The sequence below is a fragment of the Candidatus Methylomirabilota bacterium genome (genome assembly GCA_036005065.1).
Lineage (GTDB): Bacteria > Methylomirabilota > Methylomirabilia > Rokubacteriales > DASRDR01 > DASYQW01.
In genome coordinates, this window is the sequence record DASYQW010000208.1 from 1 (window position 1) to 17,948 (window position 17,948).

Here is a 17,948-nt window from a genome sequence, read left to right on the forward strand (position 1 = left end):
GGGGAGTCCCCACTACTCCCCGTGACCCTCCCACCTGGGGGTCGTGCGCGCCCGGCGGCCACCGGGGAGGCCCAACCACTCCCCCCCTTGACCCTCCCACCTGGGGGTCGTGCGCGCCCGGCGGCCACCGGGGAGTCCCAACCACTCCGCTCCTGGAGGGGTCGCCTGGCGTGAGTCAGTACCAGGTGCTGGCGCGGCGCTGGCGGCCACTCACGTTCGAGACGGTCGTCGGTCAGGCGCCGATCGTGCGCACCCTCCAGAACGCGCTGGCGCGCCAGCGGATCGCCCACGCCTATCTCTTCACCGGCCCGCGTGGGGTGGGGAAGACGACCACCGCGCGTCTCCTCGCCATGGGGCTCGCCTGCGAGCGGGCCGGCGCCGAAGGGCCCGTGCCGTGCGCGGCGTGCGACCCGTGCCGGGAGATCGTCGCCGGACGGGCGCTCGACGTCATCGAGATCGATGGCGCGTCGAACCGCGGGATCGACGAGGTGCGCACGCTCCGGGAGAACGCCCGTTACGCTCCGGCGCGCGGGCGCCGCAAGGTCTACATCATCGACGAGGTCCACATGCTCACCGAGCCGGCGTTCAACGCGCTCCTCAAGACCCTGGAGGAGCCGCCGGCCCACGTCGTGTTCGTCCTCGCCACCACCGAGCCCCGGCGCCTGCCGGCGACGATCCTGTCGCGCTGCCAGCGCTTCGACTTCCGGCCGATCGCCCCGGGGGAGATCGCGGCGGGCCTTCGGCGGATCCTCGACGAGGAAGCGACTCGGAACGGTGTCGACGTCGCGGTGGAGGCCGAGGCCTTGACCGTGATCGCGCGCGCCGCGGACGGGAGTCTCCGCGACGCGCTCTCGCTCCTCGACACCGCGCTCGCCTACGGTGAAGGCCGGGTGAGCGCGCAAGCCGTCCAGGAGCTGCTGGGGAGCGGGGGCGCGGAGGCGGCCTGGGGGCTGGCGGCGGCCCTCGTCGATCGCGACGCGGGCGACGCGCTCGGCCGCATCGAGCGGGCCGCGGCCGACGGGTTGGATCTCGGCCTGCTCGCTCAGGAGGCGATGGAGGTGCTTCGCCGCGCTCTGCTGCTGGGCGTCCGCGACGGCATGGCCTCCGAGCTCGGTGAAGCGGAGGCGGCGCGGCTCAAGACGCTGGGTCGGGGGGGCACCGAGGACCTCTTGCTGCTCGTCAAGGGCCTCCTCGAGGCGGAGGCGGAGATGCGGCGGTCCCCGCATCCCCGGGTCGACCTCGAGATCGCCGTGGTGCGCCTCTGTCACCGGCCCCAGCCGGAGCCGATCGAGCAGGTATTGGAGCGTCTCGAACGCGCCGAGGCTCAACTGCGCGGCTACGGGCCTTCCGCCGGGCTCCCCGCGGCGGCCGGGCCGCAGCAGACGGATCTCCTGGGCGGCGCCGGCGAGCTCCCGGCGCCGTCCCCCCCCGCGCGGGGCTCCATGACCGGGGGAAGCCGACTGCCCGTCACCGTCGGCGAGCGGCCGCCCGTCGCGCCGCCGCGGCCGGTGGCGCCACCCGTGGCCGCGGCTCCCGCCAGCGAGGACGACGTGTGGCGACGGACCGTGGCCGAGATCGCGCGGCTCCGGCCGACCCTGGCGCACCTGCTGGCCGATGCGGTCGTGGTCTCGGAGGAGGACGGGCGTCTCACGGTGGCCGTGCCCGATGGCAACGTGTTCACGCGGGATCAGCTCCGTGACGTCGGAAACCGCCAGCTCATCCTGGAGGCGGCGCGGCGAGTCCGACCGGGGGTACGGGAGATCGTGTTCACCACGGGGCCCGCGCCCGGCGCCGCGGCGGGCGAGGTGACGAGTCATCCGGCCGTTCAGGCGGCCGTCGAGCTCTTCAACGGCGAGGTGACCACCGTCCGCCCGGCTGGCCGCGGGCCCCAGTCGGGCGCGGCCGGGCCGGAGGGGGCGGCACCCCACAGCGGAGAGGACACATGAAGGGATTCGGAAATCTCGTCAAGGAAGCCCAGAAGCTTCAGGCACAACTCGAGGCCCTCAAGGAAGAGGTGGCCAAGCGGAAAGTCGAAGCGTCGGCGGGCGGAGGGATGGTGGTCGTCGAGGCCAACGGCAACCAGGAGATCCTGTCGATCAAGATCGACCGGGACGTGATCACCCCCGACGACCCCCAGATGCTCGAAGACCTGGTCCTCGCCGCCGTCAACGAGGCCCTCAGAAAGGCCCGCGAGATGGTCGCCGGGGAGATGTCCAAGCTGGCCGGCGGCCTGGGCGGGAAGCTTCCCGGCATGTTCTAGTGCGGAGCCGACCGGCGTCGCCTCGCATCGGCTTCCATCGTCGGCGGCCCCCCCGTCGCCGCGTCGGGTCTCGCCGCCCGTGACGTATCACCCCCCCCCGCTGGGCCGCCTGATCGAGGCGCTTCAGCGGCTGCCGGGGATCGGGCCGAAGACGGCGCAGCGCCTCGCGTTCCATTTCCTCAAGCAGCCGGAAGCCGCGGTCCGCGCCCTCGCCGACGCGCTGGTCGACCTCAAGGCGCGCGTGGCCCACTGCTCGCGGTGTTTCAACGTGACCGACGAGGAGCCGTGCCGGATCTGCCGCGATCCGGCCCGAGACGGGAGCCTCCTCTGCGTCGTCGAGGAGCCGAACGACCTCTTGGCGATGGAGCGCACCGGCGAGTATCGCGGCCGCTACCACGTCCTGCTCGGCGCGCTCTCCCCGCTGGACGGCATCGGGCCGGACGAGCTGAAGGTCCGGGAGCTCCTCGGGCGCCTCGAGGCGGACCGCGTGCAGGAGGTCATCCTCGCCACGAATCCGAACGTGGAGGGCGACGCGACGGCGATCTACCTGGCGAAGCTCCTGCGTCCGCTCGGGCTCCGCGTGACCCGGATCGCGCGCGGGCTTCCGGTCGGCGGCGACCTCGAGTACGCGGATGAGGTGACGCTGGCGCGGGCGCTGGAGGGGCGAAAGGAGATGTGACCCGCCCCGGGCGGGCCGGGGCGAGTCCTGCGGTCGCGGGCGCTACTTCCCGGTAAAGAAGTTCGAGATCGTCCGGCCCACGTACTTGGCGCCGTCGAAGAGAGCTTCGCCGAACCCCTTGGCGCTGTCGTGGAGCCTGTCGCCCACCGGCTTCGCCTGATCCCCGGCCTTCTTGGCGCCCTGGGTCACGGTCTTGCCGACCCCCTTGGCGGTTTCCTCCACCCCTTGCCCCGTCTTCTTCGCGCCTTCGACGACCTGGTCGGGTCCCTGCTTGGGGTCCGCTGCCCAGCCGCCGACGCTTCCGAACACCAGGACCAGGGCCGTCGCGCTCGCGATGATCGCGTTCCTGCTGGTCATGTCCGCACCCCCTGGCACAATCTCTTCTCCTCTGTCTCAGCAACCATCATGCCACCGCCGGGCTACTGGAGGGAACGGCTTTCGTCCGTACAAGGGCGCGGCGGCCGGCCTCCAGACGTCACATTTCTGACGGCGTGCGTCTTTGCCCGCGGGTAGGGTACAATGGCCGCGTTCCCCGGTAGCTCAACCGGTAGAGCAAGTGGCTGTCGGAAGGCAGCGTCCCGGCCGAAAGGCGGGATGGAAAAGCGGGCGAATTCAGGGAAGCCTACCTCTCCCATTCGGGGGACACGGGAACCCTGAGCGAAGCCTTCGCGCTCCGGCGCGAGGGAGCGTGCAGAGACTAGACCGCGAGGTCGTACTCCGGCGGCGCGCCGCCGGGGGAAGCGCCCGCCCCCTACGGGTGGCCTGAAGCCGCCTACGGGGATGAGATAGTCCAAGCCCCGCGGAAACGCGGGGGGCCTTGTAACCACGAGGTTGCAGGTTCGAGTCCTGCCCGGGGAGCCAGCTCCGGAGGGCCGCCGGTGACGAGCCGGCGGCCCTTCGCGTCCGCGACCCTTCCACCCCAGGCGCGCCCCATGCTGGACCCATTGATCCACGGCGGCCTCGTCATCGACGGCACCGACAACCCCGGCTCTTACGGGTGCAGGCCTGACCCTCAGTCGGCGCGGCACCACACGCTCGGTGGTCGGCGCCGGGTTACTCGGACAGCCTCCTAGTACGTGAACGGGAAGGGCATCGGCGGCCGACCGAATGGCCGCCCGCCGCGCACCGTCAACACGGGGACGAGCTTCTTGGTCCCGCTGCGCCGGTTCTGTCGCGTGTCCACGAACTCGACCGGCCCGTCCACGAGGTCGAAGACCGCCACGTCGGCCGGCGCGCCGATCTGGAGCGTGCCGAGACCCGGCACGCGGCCGATGATCTTCGCCGGCTCGACGGTGGCCTTGGCCACCACCTCCTCGAGCGGCATGCCCAGATTGAGGAATTTCGACATCACGTTTGGAAGTGTCGGGTACCCCGGCGTGTTGATGCTGACGGCGTGGATGTCGCTCGAGATGGTGTCGGGCGGCGCACCCTGCTGCAGCGCCGGCTCGCAGACCGTGTAGTCGAAGCTTCCGCCTCCATGACCGACGTCGAAGATGACCCCGCGCTGCTTGGCCGCGCGCGCGGCGGGCAAGAGCTGGCCGTTCTGCACGGTGTTGTTGCCGGCGCCGCTGTACGCGTGGGTCAGAATGTCGCCCGGCCGCAGCAGGTCGAGCAGGTCCGACAGCGAGCCCGGCGCGGCGCCGATGTGGCACATCACGGGCACCTGCTTGCCCGCCATCTCGGCCGCCCGGAGTGCACGGCGGAGGGGTTCGAGCCCGTTCTGCCCGACGACCGAGTCGGTGATGCGGACCTTCACGCCGAGCACCACGTCCGGGTTCTCGGAGACTGCCCTGGCGCAGCCGTCGACGTTCGCATAGTCGATGTTGAGCATCTCGCCGGGCGCGAGCCCACCGGCCAGGCCGATCGAGGCGATGTGGACGAAGGCGAAGATGCGCGTCCGGGACTGCGGCATTGCGTAGTGACGGACGGCCCCGAAGGTCTGCCATCCGGCGTCGCCGGCCGAGACCGCCGTGGTCACCGCCGTGATCGGCACCAGCTCGTCAGCCGGCAGCCCGATGCCGAGATGCGGAACCAGGTGCGTGTGCAGATCCACGAGCCCGGGCGTGACGAGCTTGCCCGCGGCATCGATGCGCTGAGCGGCGCGGTCGGCGGGAAGGCTCGGCGCAATCGCGGCGATCTGGCCGAACTTGATCCCGATATCGCGCTTGCCCCGGAGCTTCTGGCTCGGATCGAGCACGTCGCCGTTGGCAATCATGATGTCGAACTTGAGTGCCGGGTCCGCGGCATCGAAGCCCCGTGGCGCCGGGTGTCCGGTCGCCTGAGCGACCAGCGTCGCGGTCTGTGCGCTCACGCCGGCGGTCTCCCCGGCGAGCGTGGCGCCCGCAGCCGCCGCGGTGGTGGAGAGGATGAAGTTCCGTCGGGTGACGTCCATGCCTGACCTCCTAGCGCGCGGCGCCGCCCAGGACGCCGGCTGGCCCGAATCTTGGAACCGCAAAGCACCTTCCGGTCTCCCGTCCTCCCCGCCCGTGGCCCCTCCCCGGCCGGGCCGCTCCGGCGCACCCCGACGATACCGCGCCCGGCGGCACGGCCGCCAGGGGGTCGGGGTGCTCGACCGCGAACACCCGGCGAGGCCCTGGAAGACCGCCTTGACCGCGGACGGCGGGGCTAGGCAGAGTGTTCGGTATGCCAATCCCGGCGGCCACCAGCGACAACCGCGACGTCGACGAGCCCTACGGCCTGCGCCACTTCTTCCAGCAGATCGCCCTCTACGCGCGCATGGCGGCGTCGCGCCCGTAGCGCGCCGGGTGGCCGGCGGGCGCCGGGATCATGGGAAACCGCTGGGGGGTGCTGGCTCTGGTCGTCGCGGCGCGGATCGCGATGGGCTTCCAGTTCCAGGCGGTCGCCGTGGTGGGGCCGTTCCTCGTCGCCGACCTCGGCGTCGGTTACGCGGAGCTGGGGACGCTGATCGGACTCTACCTCCTGCCGGGCGCATTCCTTGCCCTTCCGGGCGGCCTCCTGGCGGCGCGCTTCGGTGATCGCGCGCTCGTGCTCGCAGGGCTCGGCCTCATGATCCTCGGGGGGGCGGGCCTGATGGCCAGCGGCGCCTTCGTCCAGGCCGCGGCGAGCCGTCTCGTCGCCGGCGCCGGGGGCGTCCTCCTCAACATGCAGCTCGCGAAGATCGTGACGGAGTGGTTTGTCGGCCAGGAGCTGGCGACGGCGCTCGGCGTAATGCTCACGGCGTGGCCGCTCGGGATCGCGCTGGCGCTGGCCACGCTGGGCGCGGTCGCGGCGGTGACGTCGTGGCAGGTCGCCATCGGCACGACCACGGCCTACGCGGCGTTCGCGCTCGTCCTGATCCTGGCGCTGTACCGCGATCCACGTGTCGCGGGCCCGGGGCGGGGGCCCCACCGGTGGTGGGCGATCTCCGGCCGCGAGCTGGGTCTGACAGTGGTCGCCGGGGTCGCGTGGGCGACGCTGAACGCGGGGTTCATCGGGGTCCTCGCGTTCGGTCCCAAGCTCCTGGTGGAGCGAGGGCTCTCGCCGGCGGCCGCGGGGCTCGTGGTGAGCTGGGCCTCGCTGGTCTCGATCGGCTCGGTGCCCCTCGGCGGGGCCTTGCTGGACCGGCTCGGGCGAAGCGACACCGTGGTGGTGGCCGGCCTCGTGGGCGCGGGCGCCGCGTCGGCGGCCTTCGCGCTGGGGGAGCCGGCCTGGCTCTGGAGCGTGCTGGTCGGGGTGCTCATCGCGCCGGCGGCCGGCGTCATCGCCCTGCCTGGAGAAGTGCTGGGACCCGCGAGCCGCAGCACGGGTTTCGGCGTCTTCTACGCCCTCTACTACGCCGGGATGGCGCTGGCGCCGGCGCTGGCGGGCTATCTGGTCGACCGGACGGGCGGGGCGGCGGCCGCCCTCTGGCTGGCCGCCGCGCTCTGGCTTCTCACTCTGCCGGCGCTCTGGGCGTTCCGCGGGCTCCAGCGCCGCTTTCGCCGGGCACCCGCGGGAGGCTGAGGCGCCGGCGACCTCCATAGCTGACGGACGCGGCAGGTCGTACCAGACCGGGGCGGCCCGGCCGCCGGCTTTTCGGAGTTCGCGGGCGCCTCCCCGAGCAAGCCGGCGCGATTCAGTGAAATTCCCACCTTGACAAGCTCAGGTTTCCCCCCTACAGTCCTGCCCACTCATGTCTCGGATCCCGGGAGAGCGAGGCGCCCCGCTGGTCAGCGTCTCGGGGGTCCGGGTGACTCGGTCAGTCCGCGCTAGCCGTTCCCTTCTCCGCAGACGTTCAGACCTGCCGGCTCAGCGCCAACACGGGGAGGGCACCATGCGCCGCATCACTCTAGGTCTCGGTATCGTCATCGCGTTGGCGATGCTACACCTCGGATCAGTCGTCCCCGCGGTCGCCGACGCGACCGCGGTCATCAACGACCGGTCGGTCACGGTGCCGACCGCGTGGTGGCTCTACACCGGCGTCGACGCCGCGTTCCTCACAAACAAGATCCAGCAGGACGGCGCCCGCATCACCGACCTCGAGGTTCAGAGCACCAGTCCCTACCGCTTCACGGCGGCCCTGGTCAAGAACGCGGGCGCCTACGCCGTGCCGGCCTGGTGGTGGTACTTCGGCCTCACCGCCGCCCAGGTCACCGACCGCCTCAATGCCAACCAGGCGCGGCTGATCGACCTCGAGCCCTACGTCACCTCCTCTGGCGTGCGCTTCGCCGCCGTGATGGTGTCCAACACCGGCAGCTTCGCCCGGGCCTGGTGGTGGTATCAGGGCGTCTCGGCCGCCTTCCTCAGCCAGAAGCTCACCGAGAACCAGGCGCGCCTCATCGACCTCGACAGCTACGTGGTCAACGGGACCCGCGTCTTCTCGGGCGTCATGATCCGGAACACCGGGGCCGACGCCAAGCAGTGGTGGTGGTACGTCAACGTGCCGCCGGGCTTCGTATCGGCCAAGCTCATCGAGAACCGCGCCCGGCTGGTCGACTACGAGCGACGGCCCGACGGCAGGCTCGACGTCGTCATGCACCGACGCGAGGGCGAGTACTGGTGGTGGTACTACGGCTTGCCCAGCGCCCAGGCGGTCGTGGACAAAGCGCTCCAGAAGGGGGCTCGGGTCATCGACATCGAGCGCTACACGGACGGCGGCCAGACGCGTTTCGCCGCCATCCTGCTGGACAACTCGAACGCCGAGACCCGGCGGCTGTGGGCCATCATGGACCCCGGCCTGTCGGCTGGCCGCTTCGGGATCTACCTCAAACAAGTCGGGGGCGGCGTGAAGGTGGACCTCCAGGGCGGGACGATCTTCGAGCCGGCCAGCGCCATCAAGGTGCTCCACCATGCCCATGCCATGCGCCGGGTCCAGGTCGGGCTGGACTCCCTGTCGTCCAACTTCGTCTACTTCGTCAAGCCCGACGACCCCAACAACAAGGACATCTGTCCGCTGGATGCGCCCGAGGTCGATGCCAACAAGCGGACGACCACGCTCCAGGACGGGCTCGCGAAGACGATGCAGAACTCCGACAACCGGACGACTCGAGGCCTCCAGCTCCGGTACGGCCAGGCCGCGCTCAACGCCCGGGCCGACTCGCTCGGCATGAGCAACACCGAGCTCCGCCAGGTCCTGGGCTGCGGGTTCCGGAACAACCTGCGCAATGACCTCACGCTGGTCGACGTCGGCAAGCTCTACGAGGCGGTCGCGAACGGCAGCCTGCTCACGGGGAGCTCCCGCACCACCTTCTACAACATCATGCTGGGCGGCGGGATCGGCTCCTCGTCGGCGCTCGCCACCATCGTCCGGCAGGAGGCGACGGCGCTCGGCAAGTCGGCCGCGGCGGCCAACGCCTTCATCGCCCAGATGGACTCCCGGTTCAAGGGCGGCTCCTACGACATCTGCATCACGAGCTGCAATCCCTACTTCTACTACCGCTCGAACGCGGGCCGGATGACGCTGCCCTTCAAGTCGGGCACGGGCGCGATCGTGCCCGTGCACTACGTCTTCGGGCAGTGGGCGAATGACCTGAGCATCCCCTGCGGGCCGGGCGTCAACTGCTCCACCAAGGTGGCGGCCGACAATGCCCTCGGGAATGCCGGCAACGAGCTCTTCCGAAAGGAGATTCGCCAGGCCCTGCAGACCTGGTAGTCGGCACGAGATCCCGCCGGGGGCCCGGGGGCGCCCCCGGCGGGTTGCCGAAGCCTGCCGCCCCGGGTTATCAATATCGGGTGAGCGGGACGATGGGGGCGGCCAGGGTCGATACGGTCGTGCACGGGGGACGGATCGTCACCGGCTCTGACGTGTACGAGGGCGCCATCGCCATCCGGGACGAGAAGATCGTGGCCCTCGGCCCGGCCGAGCTGTTGCCGCCGGCCGAGCGCTACGTCGACGCCGCCGGCAAGTACGTGCTGCCGGGCGCCATCGACTGCCACATCCACCTCGGGGCCGAGTACGACGACTGGAAGGGCGGCCCCCTTGCCGCCGCCCACGCCGGCCTCACGACGCTGCTCGGATTCGGCGTGTACGACGAGCAGGCCGGCGAGACCCTGCCGCAGGCCATCCGGCGCCTCCGAGAGGAGGTCGGCCGGCAATCGATCCTCGACTTCGGGTTTCACTTCATCCTGCTGAACCAGCCGGAGATCCTCGACGGGATCCCGGAAGCGGTCCGGCTCGGGGTGACGTCGTTCAAGATGTTCATGACCTACAAGAAGCGTCCGTTGCGCATGTGCTCCGACGACTTCATCTGCCGAGCCATGGAGCAGATCGCCGCCCACGGCGCCCTCGCCCAGCTCCACTGCGAGAACGGCGATGTGCTCGCCTACCTCGAGGACCGGGCGATCGCCGAGGGCCGCGTCCACCCCCGGGACTTTCCGGCGACGTGCCCCGACTGGGCCGAGGAGGAGGCGATCAACCGGGCCATCCGCCTGGGCGCCCTCACCGGCGCCGCGGTCTACGTCGTGCACCTGTCGAGCCGGCTCGGGCTCGAGCGGATCAAGCAGGCGCAGGCCGCCGGCCAGCGCGTGTGGACCGAGACGTGCCCCCAGTACCTCCTCCTCACCGACGCCGAGATGGAGCGGTGGGGACCGCTGGCCAAGATCGGGCCGCCGCTCCGGCCCGCCGCGGGCCCCGACCGCGATGCGCTCTGGCAGGGCTCGGCCCAGGGCTACATCGCCACCGTCGGGAGCGACCACGCGCCGCGCGCCCAGGCGGTGAAGGCGCCGGGGTGGCAGAACATCTTCGTGGACGGGCAGGGACGGCCGATTCCCTTCGGGAGTCCGTCGGTCGAGACCATGGTCCCGCTGATGTACAGTGAGGGCGTGGTCAAGCGTGGGCTCCCGCTTCCCTGGCTCGCCCGCGCGCTCGCCGAGAACCCCGCCCGGATCTTCGGGCTCTACCCGCGGAAGGGCGCCATCCGGATCGGCGCCGACGCGGACCTGCTGATCATCGATCCGGAGCCGGAGTGGACCATCCGGGTGACCGATCACCACGGGATGGCCGGCTGGACGCTCTACGAGGGGTGGCCGGTCCGCGGGCGACCCTGGATGACGCTTCTCCGGGGGCGCGTCCTTCTGAACGAGGGGAGGCTCGAGCAGGCGCCCGGCTACGGGCAGTTTCTCTCGCGAGGGGCGCCGATCCCGCCGCTGGCCGGGTCCGTCCGATAGGTGGCGGAGGTAACGGATGCTTGACCTTCTGATCCGAGGGGGCCTGATCATCGACGGCACCGGGAACCCGGGATTCTACGGGGCCGTGGGTGTCGAGGGCGAGCGGGTGCGCATCCTCCGGGGGGACCTGGCCGGCGTCCAGGCCGACCGCACGATCGACGCCAGCGGCCGCGTGGTCTGCCCAGGGTTCATCGACATGCACGCCCACTCCGGGCTCGTGATCCTGGCCGAGCCCGAGCACGCGCCGAAGGTCCGCCAGGGCGTCACCACCGAGGTGATCGGGATCGACGGCTGCTCCTACGCGCCGTTTCACTCCCACGACGACCTCCGCCGCTTCGTCGAGGTCAACTCGGGACTGGACGGCTGCCCGCCGTTGCCGGGCCGCTGGGCCACCGTCGAGCAGTACCTCGATCTCTTCACGAACCGGGTCGCCGTGAACATCGTCTACCTCGTCGGGAACTCCCCGATCCGCATCGGCGCGATGGGCTGGGAGGACAAGCCGCCGACGGCGGCCGAGCTCGCCAACCAGACGGCGCTCCTCCGGGTGGCCATGGAGGAAGGCGCCTGGGGCATGTCGACCGGCCTCGACTATCCACCCGGGAGCTACGCCGACACCGCCGAGCTGGTCGCCCTCTCCCGCCAGGCGGCCCGGCTCGGCGGCATCTACCACACCCACGTGCGCTACAGCCTCGGCGACCGCTTCCTCGACCCCTTCCGCGAGGCGATCGAGATCGGCCGGCAGAGCGGGATCCCGACCCACATCACGCATTTCTACCACCGCACGACGGCGCCCGCGGGCGCCCGGCGGATGCTGGGACTCGTCGAGGACGCGCGGGAGGAAGGGCTGGACGTCACCTTCGACAGCTACCCCTACATCTTCTCGAGCACCCGGCTCAACATCGTCATCCCCCAGTGGGCGTTCGATGGCGGGCCCGAGCGGCTGCGCGCCGCGCTGGCCTCCCCCGAGGCCCGGGCCCGCATGCGGAAGGAGATGGCGCCCCGCGCGGCCTCGTGGCAGGAGATGTGGGTGACCCATCTCAAGCGGCCCGAGCACCATCGCTACGAAGGGCGCTCGATCGCCGAGGTGGCCGAGCGGATGGGCAAGGACCCGGTCGACGCGATCTGCGATCTTCTCCTCCTGGAAGACCAGCAGGTCTCCTATGTGTCGGCTGGCGCCAACGCCGCCACGCTGCCCAAGTTCGTGAGCCATCCGCTGTCCATGGTGGGAAGCGATGCCCTCCTGATCGGGGAGTACCCGAGCCCCCGCTCCTACGGGACCTTTCCCGTCATCCTGGCCGAGTATGTTCGGGAGGATCGCTTCCTGGCGCTGCCCGACGCCATCCGCAAGATGACGTCGTTCCCGGCGCAACGCATCGGCCTCCCGGACCGCGGGCTCCTGCGCGACGGCTTCACGGCCGACATCGTCGTGTTCGACGCCCGGACCGTGAAGGCGCCGGCGACCCGCACCGAGCCCAAGCAGTTCCCGATCGGCATCGACTACGTGATCGTCAACGGCAAGGTCGTGGTCGACCAGGGGCGGCACGCGGGCGTGCTGGCCGGCCGGGCCCTCCGGCGCGGTCGTCCGGCCTCCTGACCCGTCCGCGATATGAACGGGCCCGCCGGCGCCGCCCCCCGCGACCTCCCCCACGTCGTGATCGTCGGCGGCGGGTTCGGCGGGCTCTATGCCGCCTTCGCGCTCGATGGCCGGCCCGTACGCGTCACGCTGGTGGACCGGCGGAATCACCACCTCTTTCAGCCGCTCCTCTATCAGGTGGCGACGGCCGGCTTGTCTCCGGGCGACATCGCCCAGCCGATCCGCCATATCCTGCGCCGGATCCCGAACGTCGCGGTCGTCCTGGCCGAGGCGACGGCGGTGGACCTGACGCGCCGGCGTCTCGTCCTGGCCGACGGCGAGCTCGCCTACGACGCCCTGATCCTGGCTACCGGGGCGAGCCATGCCTACTTCGGCCACGACGAGTGGCGGCCTCTGGCCCCGGGCCTCAAGACCATCGAGGATGCGCTGGAGATCCGCCGCCGCGTGCTGCTGGCCTTCGAGGCCGCGGAACGCGAGCCGGACGAGGCGCGGCGGAGAGCGCTCCTCACCTTCGTCATCGTCGGCGGGGGGCCCACCGGGGTGGAGCTGGCCGGCGCGCTGGCCGAGATCGCGCGCGACGCGCTCGCGCACGAATACCGGGCCATCGACCCCGCCCAGGCGCGGATCGTCCTGATCGAGGCCGGCCCCCGGCTGCTGAGCGCGTTCGCCGAGCCGCTCGGCGCGGCGGCGGCCCGCGTGCTCGGCGCGCGCGGGGTCGAGGTCCTGACCCGCACCGCGGTGACGCGGATCGCCCCCGGCCTGGTGGAGGCCGGACCGCTCCTGATCCGGGCCGAAACCGTGCTCTGGGCCGCCGGCGTGACCGCCTCGCCCCTGGCCCGCTCGCTGGGGGTGCCGCTCGACCGTGCGGGTCGCGTCCTCGTCGAACCCGACCTGACCATCCCGGGCCATCCCGAGGTCTTCGTCATCGGGGACCTCGCCGCGTTCCGCCAGCCGGACGGCCAGGCGCTGCCCGGCCTGGCGCCGGTGGCGATCCAGATGGGGCGGCACGCGGCCCAGAACATCCTCCGCGCCACGCGGGGCGAGGCGAGGCAGCCCTTCCGGTACCGCGACCGGGGCATGCTGGCCACCATCGGCCGCCACGCGGCCGTGGCCCAGCGCGGGCGCCTCCAGCTCCACGGATGGCTCGCCTGGCTCGCGTGGGTGATCGTCCACATCTTCTTTCTCATCGGCTTCCGGAATCGGCTCCTGGTCATGATCGAGTGGGCCTGGGCCTACGCCACCTTCAACCGGGGCGTGCGGCTCATCACCGGGGACACGGAGCTGGCGTCGCGCCGGAATCATGCCGAGGAGCCGCCCCAGGGGCGCGCCCGCGCCTCCTGAGGGCAGGCCCTCGCGAACAAGGAGGTCGCTCATGCGCCTGATCTGGGTCAAGCTCGTGCTCGTCCTGTCGCTCCTGACCCTGGTCTCCTTCGTCGGGTGGCTGGCGGTCGCCCAGCAGCTCGAGGAAGCCAAGCGGGATCGCGCGGTCTCCGCCGACGGCGGCAAGTATCACGTGCTCCCGGCCACGCTCGACACCACGCAGTGGGGCTGGCTCGATCCGAAGGAGCCCCCCAAGCTCGTCGTCAACTCGGGAGATACCGTGGCCGTCGAGACGATGATGCACTCGCACAACAAGATCCAGCCCGGGACGACGATGGACGAGATCGTCGCCCTCCGGCGGGCGAACCCCGGCGGCGGCCCGCACTCGGTGACGGGGCCGATCTACGTCAACGGCGCCGAGCCGGGCGACGTGATGGAGATCCGGATCAAGAAGATCGTCCCCAAGGCCTTCGGCGTGAACTTCAACCTGCCGGGCCGGGACTTCCCGACCGTCGGGGCGCTGGCCCCGGAGTTCCCCAACGGCTGGGTCCGCTACTTCTATCTCGACTGGGACAAGAAGCAGGCCGAGTTCAAGCCCGGCGTCACGATCGAGCTCCAGCCGTTCCCCGGAACGCTGGCGGTGGGGATCGACCCGAACGATCCGTCGCCACGGAAGGGCGGCGTCCAGGACCCGATGGCGCCGGTGAGCACGCTCCGCCCGTGGAAGAACGGCTCCAACATGGATCTCAACGAGCTGCAGGAAGGGACCACGATCTTCATCCCGGTCTTCCTCAAGGGCGGCCTCATCTGGATGGGGGACTCCCACTGCCGCCAGGGGAACGGCGAGGTGAACCTGACCGCGCTGGAGTGCGCCTACAAGGAGATCGTGATCCAGCCGGTCGTCCGGAAGGACCTGAAGCTCGAGTGGCCCCGGATGGAGACGCGGACCCACTGGATCCTGATGGGGTTCGACGAGGACCTCAACAAGGCGCTGGTCAACGCGGTCCGCGAGACCGTGGACTTCCTGGCGACGAAGGGGCTCGACCGCTACGAGGCGTATTCCTTGACCTCGATGGTGGCTGATTGCCGCGTGACCCAGGTGGTGGACGTCCGGAAGGGCGTCCACTGCATGGTGCCGAAGAGCCTCTTCAAGGCGTGAGGGGGCGCCACGGACCGCTCCTCCTCGCCCTCCTCGCCGCGACGGCCGGCCTGCTGCCGGCCGCCGCCGGCGGGCCGCCCGCGCGACTCCGGGTGATCACCACGACGACGGACCTCCGCGCGCTCGCCGAGGTGGTCGGGGGCGACCGGGTCTCGGCCGAGAGCCTGCTCGGGGGCGCCCAGCCGCCGCACGTCTTCCAGGCCAAGCCGAGCCACCTGGCCGCCCTCCGCGCCGCCGACCTGGTGGTGCGGATCGGGCTCGATCACGACGCCTGGCTCGCCGCCCTTCTCAAGCAGGCGGGCAACGCGCGGCTCCTGCCCGGGCGGCCTGGCCACGTGGACGCCTCGCGGGGGATCGAGCTCCTCGAGCCCGCGCCGCGGACGGCCTCCGGCGCCGGGCACGTCCACGCCTTCGGGAACACGCACTACTGGCTCGACCCCGAGAACGCCAGGCCGATCACGGCCGGCCTGGTGGCCGCCTTCACCCGGGCGGCGCCGGCCGACGGCGCCGAGTTCGCCGCGCGGCGGGCGGCGTTCGTGGCCCGCCTGGACGAGGGGCTCCGGCGCTGGACCGCGGCGCTCGCGCCGTACCGGGGCGTCCGGGTGGTGGCCGTGCACGACAGCTTCCCCTACCTGGCCCAGCGCTTCGGCCTCGTCGTGGCGGCCTCCCTCGAGCCCCATCCCGGCGTCGCGCCCCCGCCGGCCCACCTGGCCCGGATCGTGCGCGACATGAAGCGCCACGGGATCCGGCTCGTCCTCTCGGAGGCGTGGCTTCCCGACGATCTCGCCCGCCGGGTGGCGTCGGAAGCGGGCGGGCAGGTCGCCCGGCTCCCGACGTCGGTGGACAGCGGCCCGGGCACGGGAGACTATCTCGCCCTGTTCGACGCGATCACCGCCCGCCTGGCGGAGGCCCTCAAGGCGACCGGCGCCGGGCCGGGATCCTGAGGCGTCCGGGAGTCTCCGCGACCGTGGACGGCAGCCTCGCCGCCTGGAGTGTGCTCTGGGGCCTGCTCTGGCCCGCGTTCGCCGCCGGCCTGATCCTGGCCGGCATTCACGCGTACCTGGGTCTGCACGTCCTCGCGCGCGGGGTGATCTTCGTGGACCTGGCGCTCGCCCAGGTGGCGGCGCTCGGCGCGGCGGTCGCGACCCTCGCCGGCCACTCACCCCAGGGCGAGGCCGCCTACGGCTACTCGCTCGCCTTCGCGCTGGGCGGCGCGGCCTTGCTCGCCCTGACCCGGCTCCGACACGAACGCGTCCCCCAGGAAGGGCTCATCGGCGTGATCTACGTGGTCGCGGCGGCCGTCGCCGTGCTCGTCCTGGACCGCGCCCCGGAGGGGGCTGAACGGGTGAAGGCGCTCCTGGTCGGAAACATCGTGGCGGTGACGCCGGCGGAGGTGGGAACCCTGGCCCTCCTCTACGGCGTCATCGGGCTCGGGCACTGGGTCGGCCGCCGGCGCTTTCTGGACCTCTCGTGGGGCCGGCTCCCACTCGGGCCGGCCGCCCGCGCCTGGGACTTCGCCTTTTACGCCACGTTCGCCCTCGTCGTCACGAGCTCCGTCCGCGTCGCCGGGGTCCTGCTCGTCTTCACCTACCTGGTCGTGCCGGCCCTGGTGGGCGCGCTCGTGGCCGACGGCCTCGGACGGCGCCTGCTCACGGGCTGGGCGGTCGGGGCGGGCGCCACCACGGCCGGGCTGGTCGGCTCGGTCGCCTGGGACTGGCCGACCGGCGCGGCGATCGTGGCGGCGCACGGCGCGGTGCTCGCGGGGACCCTCGGGGCTCGCGCCGCCCTCGGCTCGCCCGGCACGCGCCGGGCAAGCCTCGCCCGCGCCGCCCTGGTCGCCGTCGTGATCGGGAGCGGCAGCGTGGCGGCGGCCGCGGCGCTCCTGCTCGCGTTTCCCCACGGGAACCACTTCTGGCTCACCGCGGTCGAGCGGCGCCTGCCGATCGTGGAGACGGCCTTCCTGACGGCGCGGGAGCGGGAGGTCCGGGACGAGACGCGGCGCACGGCCGCGCGGAGCGACCCGGAGATCGCGCGGCTCGCCGCGCTGCGGGAGGCGGTGCGCCTGGGCGACCCGGCCCTCGACACGGAACGGCAGGAGCGGCTCCGGCAGTTTCTCGTCTCGCGCCAGGAGATCGCGGCCGGGGACCAGTTCGTCCTGGCTCATTTGCGAACCCGGGCCCGCGCGCGCCAGCGGATCGTCCTCGGGCTTCCCCTGGTCGGCCTCGGGGCCGGGGCGGCGGCCTGGGCGTGGTGGAGCCTCGCCCGGCGGCGGGCGGAGCCGGCCGAATGACGGGGAATCCCGACAGCCCCCGCCGGCTCATCGTCTGGACGATCGTCGCCGTCGCCGTCGCGATCCTGCTCGTCTGGGTCCTGTTCCTGCTCCGGGACGTCCTGCTGCTCATTTACGTGAGCGCGCTCCTCGCGATCGGGTTCAGCCCGGTGGTGCGGCTGATCGAGCGGCAGCGCCTCCTGCCCATCGGCACCCGCCGGTTCCCCCGCTGGCTCGCGATCCTGGTCGTGTACCTCGTGATCCTGAGCGCCCTCACCGGCCTCGGCTTCGTGATCGTCCCGCCGCTGGTGACCCAGGCGCGCGAGTTCACCACCCAGGCTCCGGAGCTCCTCGACCGGGCCCAGCAGTACCTGGTCGAGCGCGGCCTCCTGAGCCAGCCCCTCACCTGGCAGGAGGCCATCCGGCAAGCGCCCGGCAAGGGGCCGGACGCCGTCGGCACGGTCATCGGCGCGCTCTGGGGCTTCCTGGGCGGCATCGTCGGAGTCCTGACCATCGTGATCCTCACATTCTATTTCCTGATCGAATCCGAGTCGCTCTTCACGACGTTCGTGCGGCTCTTTCCGCGGCACCAGCGCGCCCAGGTCGGGGCGGTGTCGCTCGAGATTTCCCGGAAGGTGAGCGCCTGGCTCGGCGGGCAGCTCCTGCTGGGCGGGGTGATCGGGGTGACGACGGCGCTCGGGCTCGGGGTCTTCGGCGTGCCGTACGTGTACGTGCTGGCGGTGATCGCGGCGGTGGGCGAGCTGATCCCCATCGTGGGTCCGGTGCTGGCGGCGATTCCGGGAATCGCGGTCGCGCTGAGTCTCTCGTGGAAGCTCGCCCTGGGCGTCGCGCTCTTCTATCTGATCCAGCAACAGCTCGAGGCCAACATCCTGGTCCCCAAGCTCATGGAGCGCCAGTTGGGAGTCAATGCCGTGACGGTGATCGTCGCGCTCCTCATCGGCAGCGCGCTCCTGGGGGTGATCGGCGCGATCCTGGCCGTCCCCACCGCGGCCATCGCCCAGGTGCTCTTCCAGGAGCTCTTCGCCCGAGAGAGGGACTGAC

General features: G+C 71.8%; 14 protein-coding genes. 12 read left to right on the forward strand and 2 right to left on the reverse strand.

Annotated features, from left to right (window positions below; translation table 11 throughout):
* The first annotated feature begins 170 nt into the window (after window positions 1-170).
* The 3 genes from dnaX (at window position 171) to recR (ending at window position 2,939) form a co-directional block, all read left to right on the forward strand.
* Entirely contained in the window at window positions 171-1,946 is a 1,776-nt protein-coding gene (dnaX, locus tag VGW35_15250) for a DNA polymerase III subunit gamma/tau (GenBank protein HEV8309017.1), read from the forward strand.
* Window positions 1,943-2,260 carry a YbaB/EbfC family nucleoid-associated protein gene (locus VGW35_15255; protein ID HEV8309018.1) on the forward strand — a complete coding sequence of 106 codons (318 nt, stop codon included), beginning with the start codon at window positions 1,943-1,945 and terminating at the stop codon, window positions 2,258-2,260. Before dnaX ends, VGW35_15255 begins: the two co-directional genes overlap by 4 nt.
* 79 nt (window positions 2,261-2,339) lie before the next feature.
* A complete protein-coding gene (recR, locus tag VGW35_15260) occupies window positions 2,340-2,939 on the forward strand; it encodes a recombination mediator RecR (GenBank protein ID HEV8309019.1) in 600 nt (199 codons plus the stop codon).
* Window positions 2,940-2,981: 42 nt separating this feature from the next.
* On the opposite strand, the gene VGW35_15265 is transcribed toward recR, so the two are convergent.
* The gene (locus VGW35_15265; GenBank protein ID HEV8309020.1) at window positions 2,982-3,296 is read right to left on the reverse strand and encodes a hypothetical protein; all 315 of its coding nucleotides are present in this window, start codon (window positions 3,294-3,296) and stop codon (window positions 2,982-2,984) included.
* A 712-nt stretch (window positions 3,297-4,008) separates the two neighbouring features.
* The gene (locus VGW35_15270; protein HEV8309021.1) at window positions 4,009-5,331 is read right to left on the reverse strand and encodes an amidohydrolase/deacetylase family metallohydrolase; all 1,323 of its coding nucleotides are present in this window, start codon (window positions 5,329-5,331) and stop codon (window positions 4,009-4,011) included.
* Between the two features lie 395 nt (window positions 5,332-5,726).
* On the opposite strand from VGW35_15270, the gene VGW35_15275 reads away from it, so the two are divergent.
* From VGW35_15275 to VGW35_15315, 9 genes are all read left to right on the forward strand, one after another.
* Complete coding sequence (locus tag VGW35_15275) at window positions 5,727-6,902, forward strand: MFS transporter (protein ID HEV8309022.1); 1,176 nt, start codon at window positions 5,727-5,729, stop codon at window positions 6,900-6,902.
* Between the two features lie 310 nt (window positions 6,903-7,212).
* Window positions 7,213-9,030, forward strand: coding sequence for a serine hydrolase (locus VGW35_15280; protein HEV8309023.1), 1,818 nt, complete (start codon window positions 7,213-7,215; stop codon window positions 9,028-9,030).
* A 92-nt stretch (window positions 9,031-9,122) separates the two neighbouring features.
* The gene (locus VGW35_15285) at window positions 9,123-10,544 is read left to right on the forward strand and encodes an amidohydrolase family protein (protein HEV8309024.1); all 1,422 of its coding nucleotides are present in this window, start codon (window positions 9,123-9,125) and stop codon (window positions 10,542-10,544) included.
* A gap of 16 nt (window positions 10,545-10,560) precedes the next feature.
* Complete coding sequence (locus tag VGW35_15290; GenBank protein ID HEV8309025.1) at window positions 10,561-12,138, forward strand: D-aminoacylase; 1,578 nt, start codon at window positions 10,561-10,563, stop codon at window positions 12,136-12,138.
* A gap of 12 nt (window positions 12,139-12,150) precedes the next feature.
* On the forward strand, window positions 12,151-13,479 hold the full coding sequence (locus VGW35_15295; protein HEV8309026.1) for an NAD(P)/FAD-dependent oxidoreductase: 1,329 nt from the start codon (window positions 12,151-12,153) through the stop codon (window positions 13,477-13,479).
* Between the two features lie 31 nt (window positions 13,480-13,510).
* Window positions 13,511-14,617 carry an acetamidase/formamidase family protein gene (locus tag VGW35_15300; protein HEV8309027.1) on the forward strand — a complete coding sequence of 369 codons (1,107 nt, stop codon included), beginning with the start codon at window positions 13,511-13,513 and terminating at the stop codon, window positions 14,615-14,617.
* On the forward strand, window positions 14,614-15,561 hold the full coding sequence (locus tag VGW35_15305) for a metal ABC transporter substrate-binding protein (protein HEV8309028.1): 948 nt from the start codon (window positions 14,614-14,616) through the stop codon (window positions 15,559-15,561). Before VGW35_15300 ends, VGW35_15305 begins: the two co-directional genes overlap by 4 nt.
* Window positions 15,562-15,584: 23 nt before the next feature.
* Window positions 15,585-16,907: a metal ABC transporter permease gene (locus VGW35_15310; protein HEV8309029.1), complete on the forward strand. Its 1,323-nt coding sequence runs from the start codon at window positions 15,585-15,587 to the stop codon at window positions 16,905-16,907.
* Window positions 16,904-17,947: an AI-2E family transporter gene (locus VGW35_15315; protein HEV8309030.1), complete on the forward strand. Its 1,044-nt coding sequence runs from the start codon at window positions 16,904-16,906 to the stop codon at window positions 17,945-17,947. Before VGW35_15310 ends, VGW35_15315 begins: the two co-directional genes overlap by 4 nt.
* Window position 17,948: the final 1 nt, after the last annotated feature.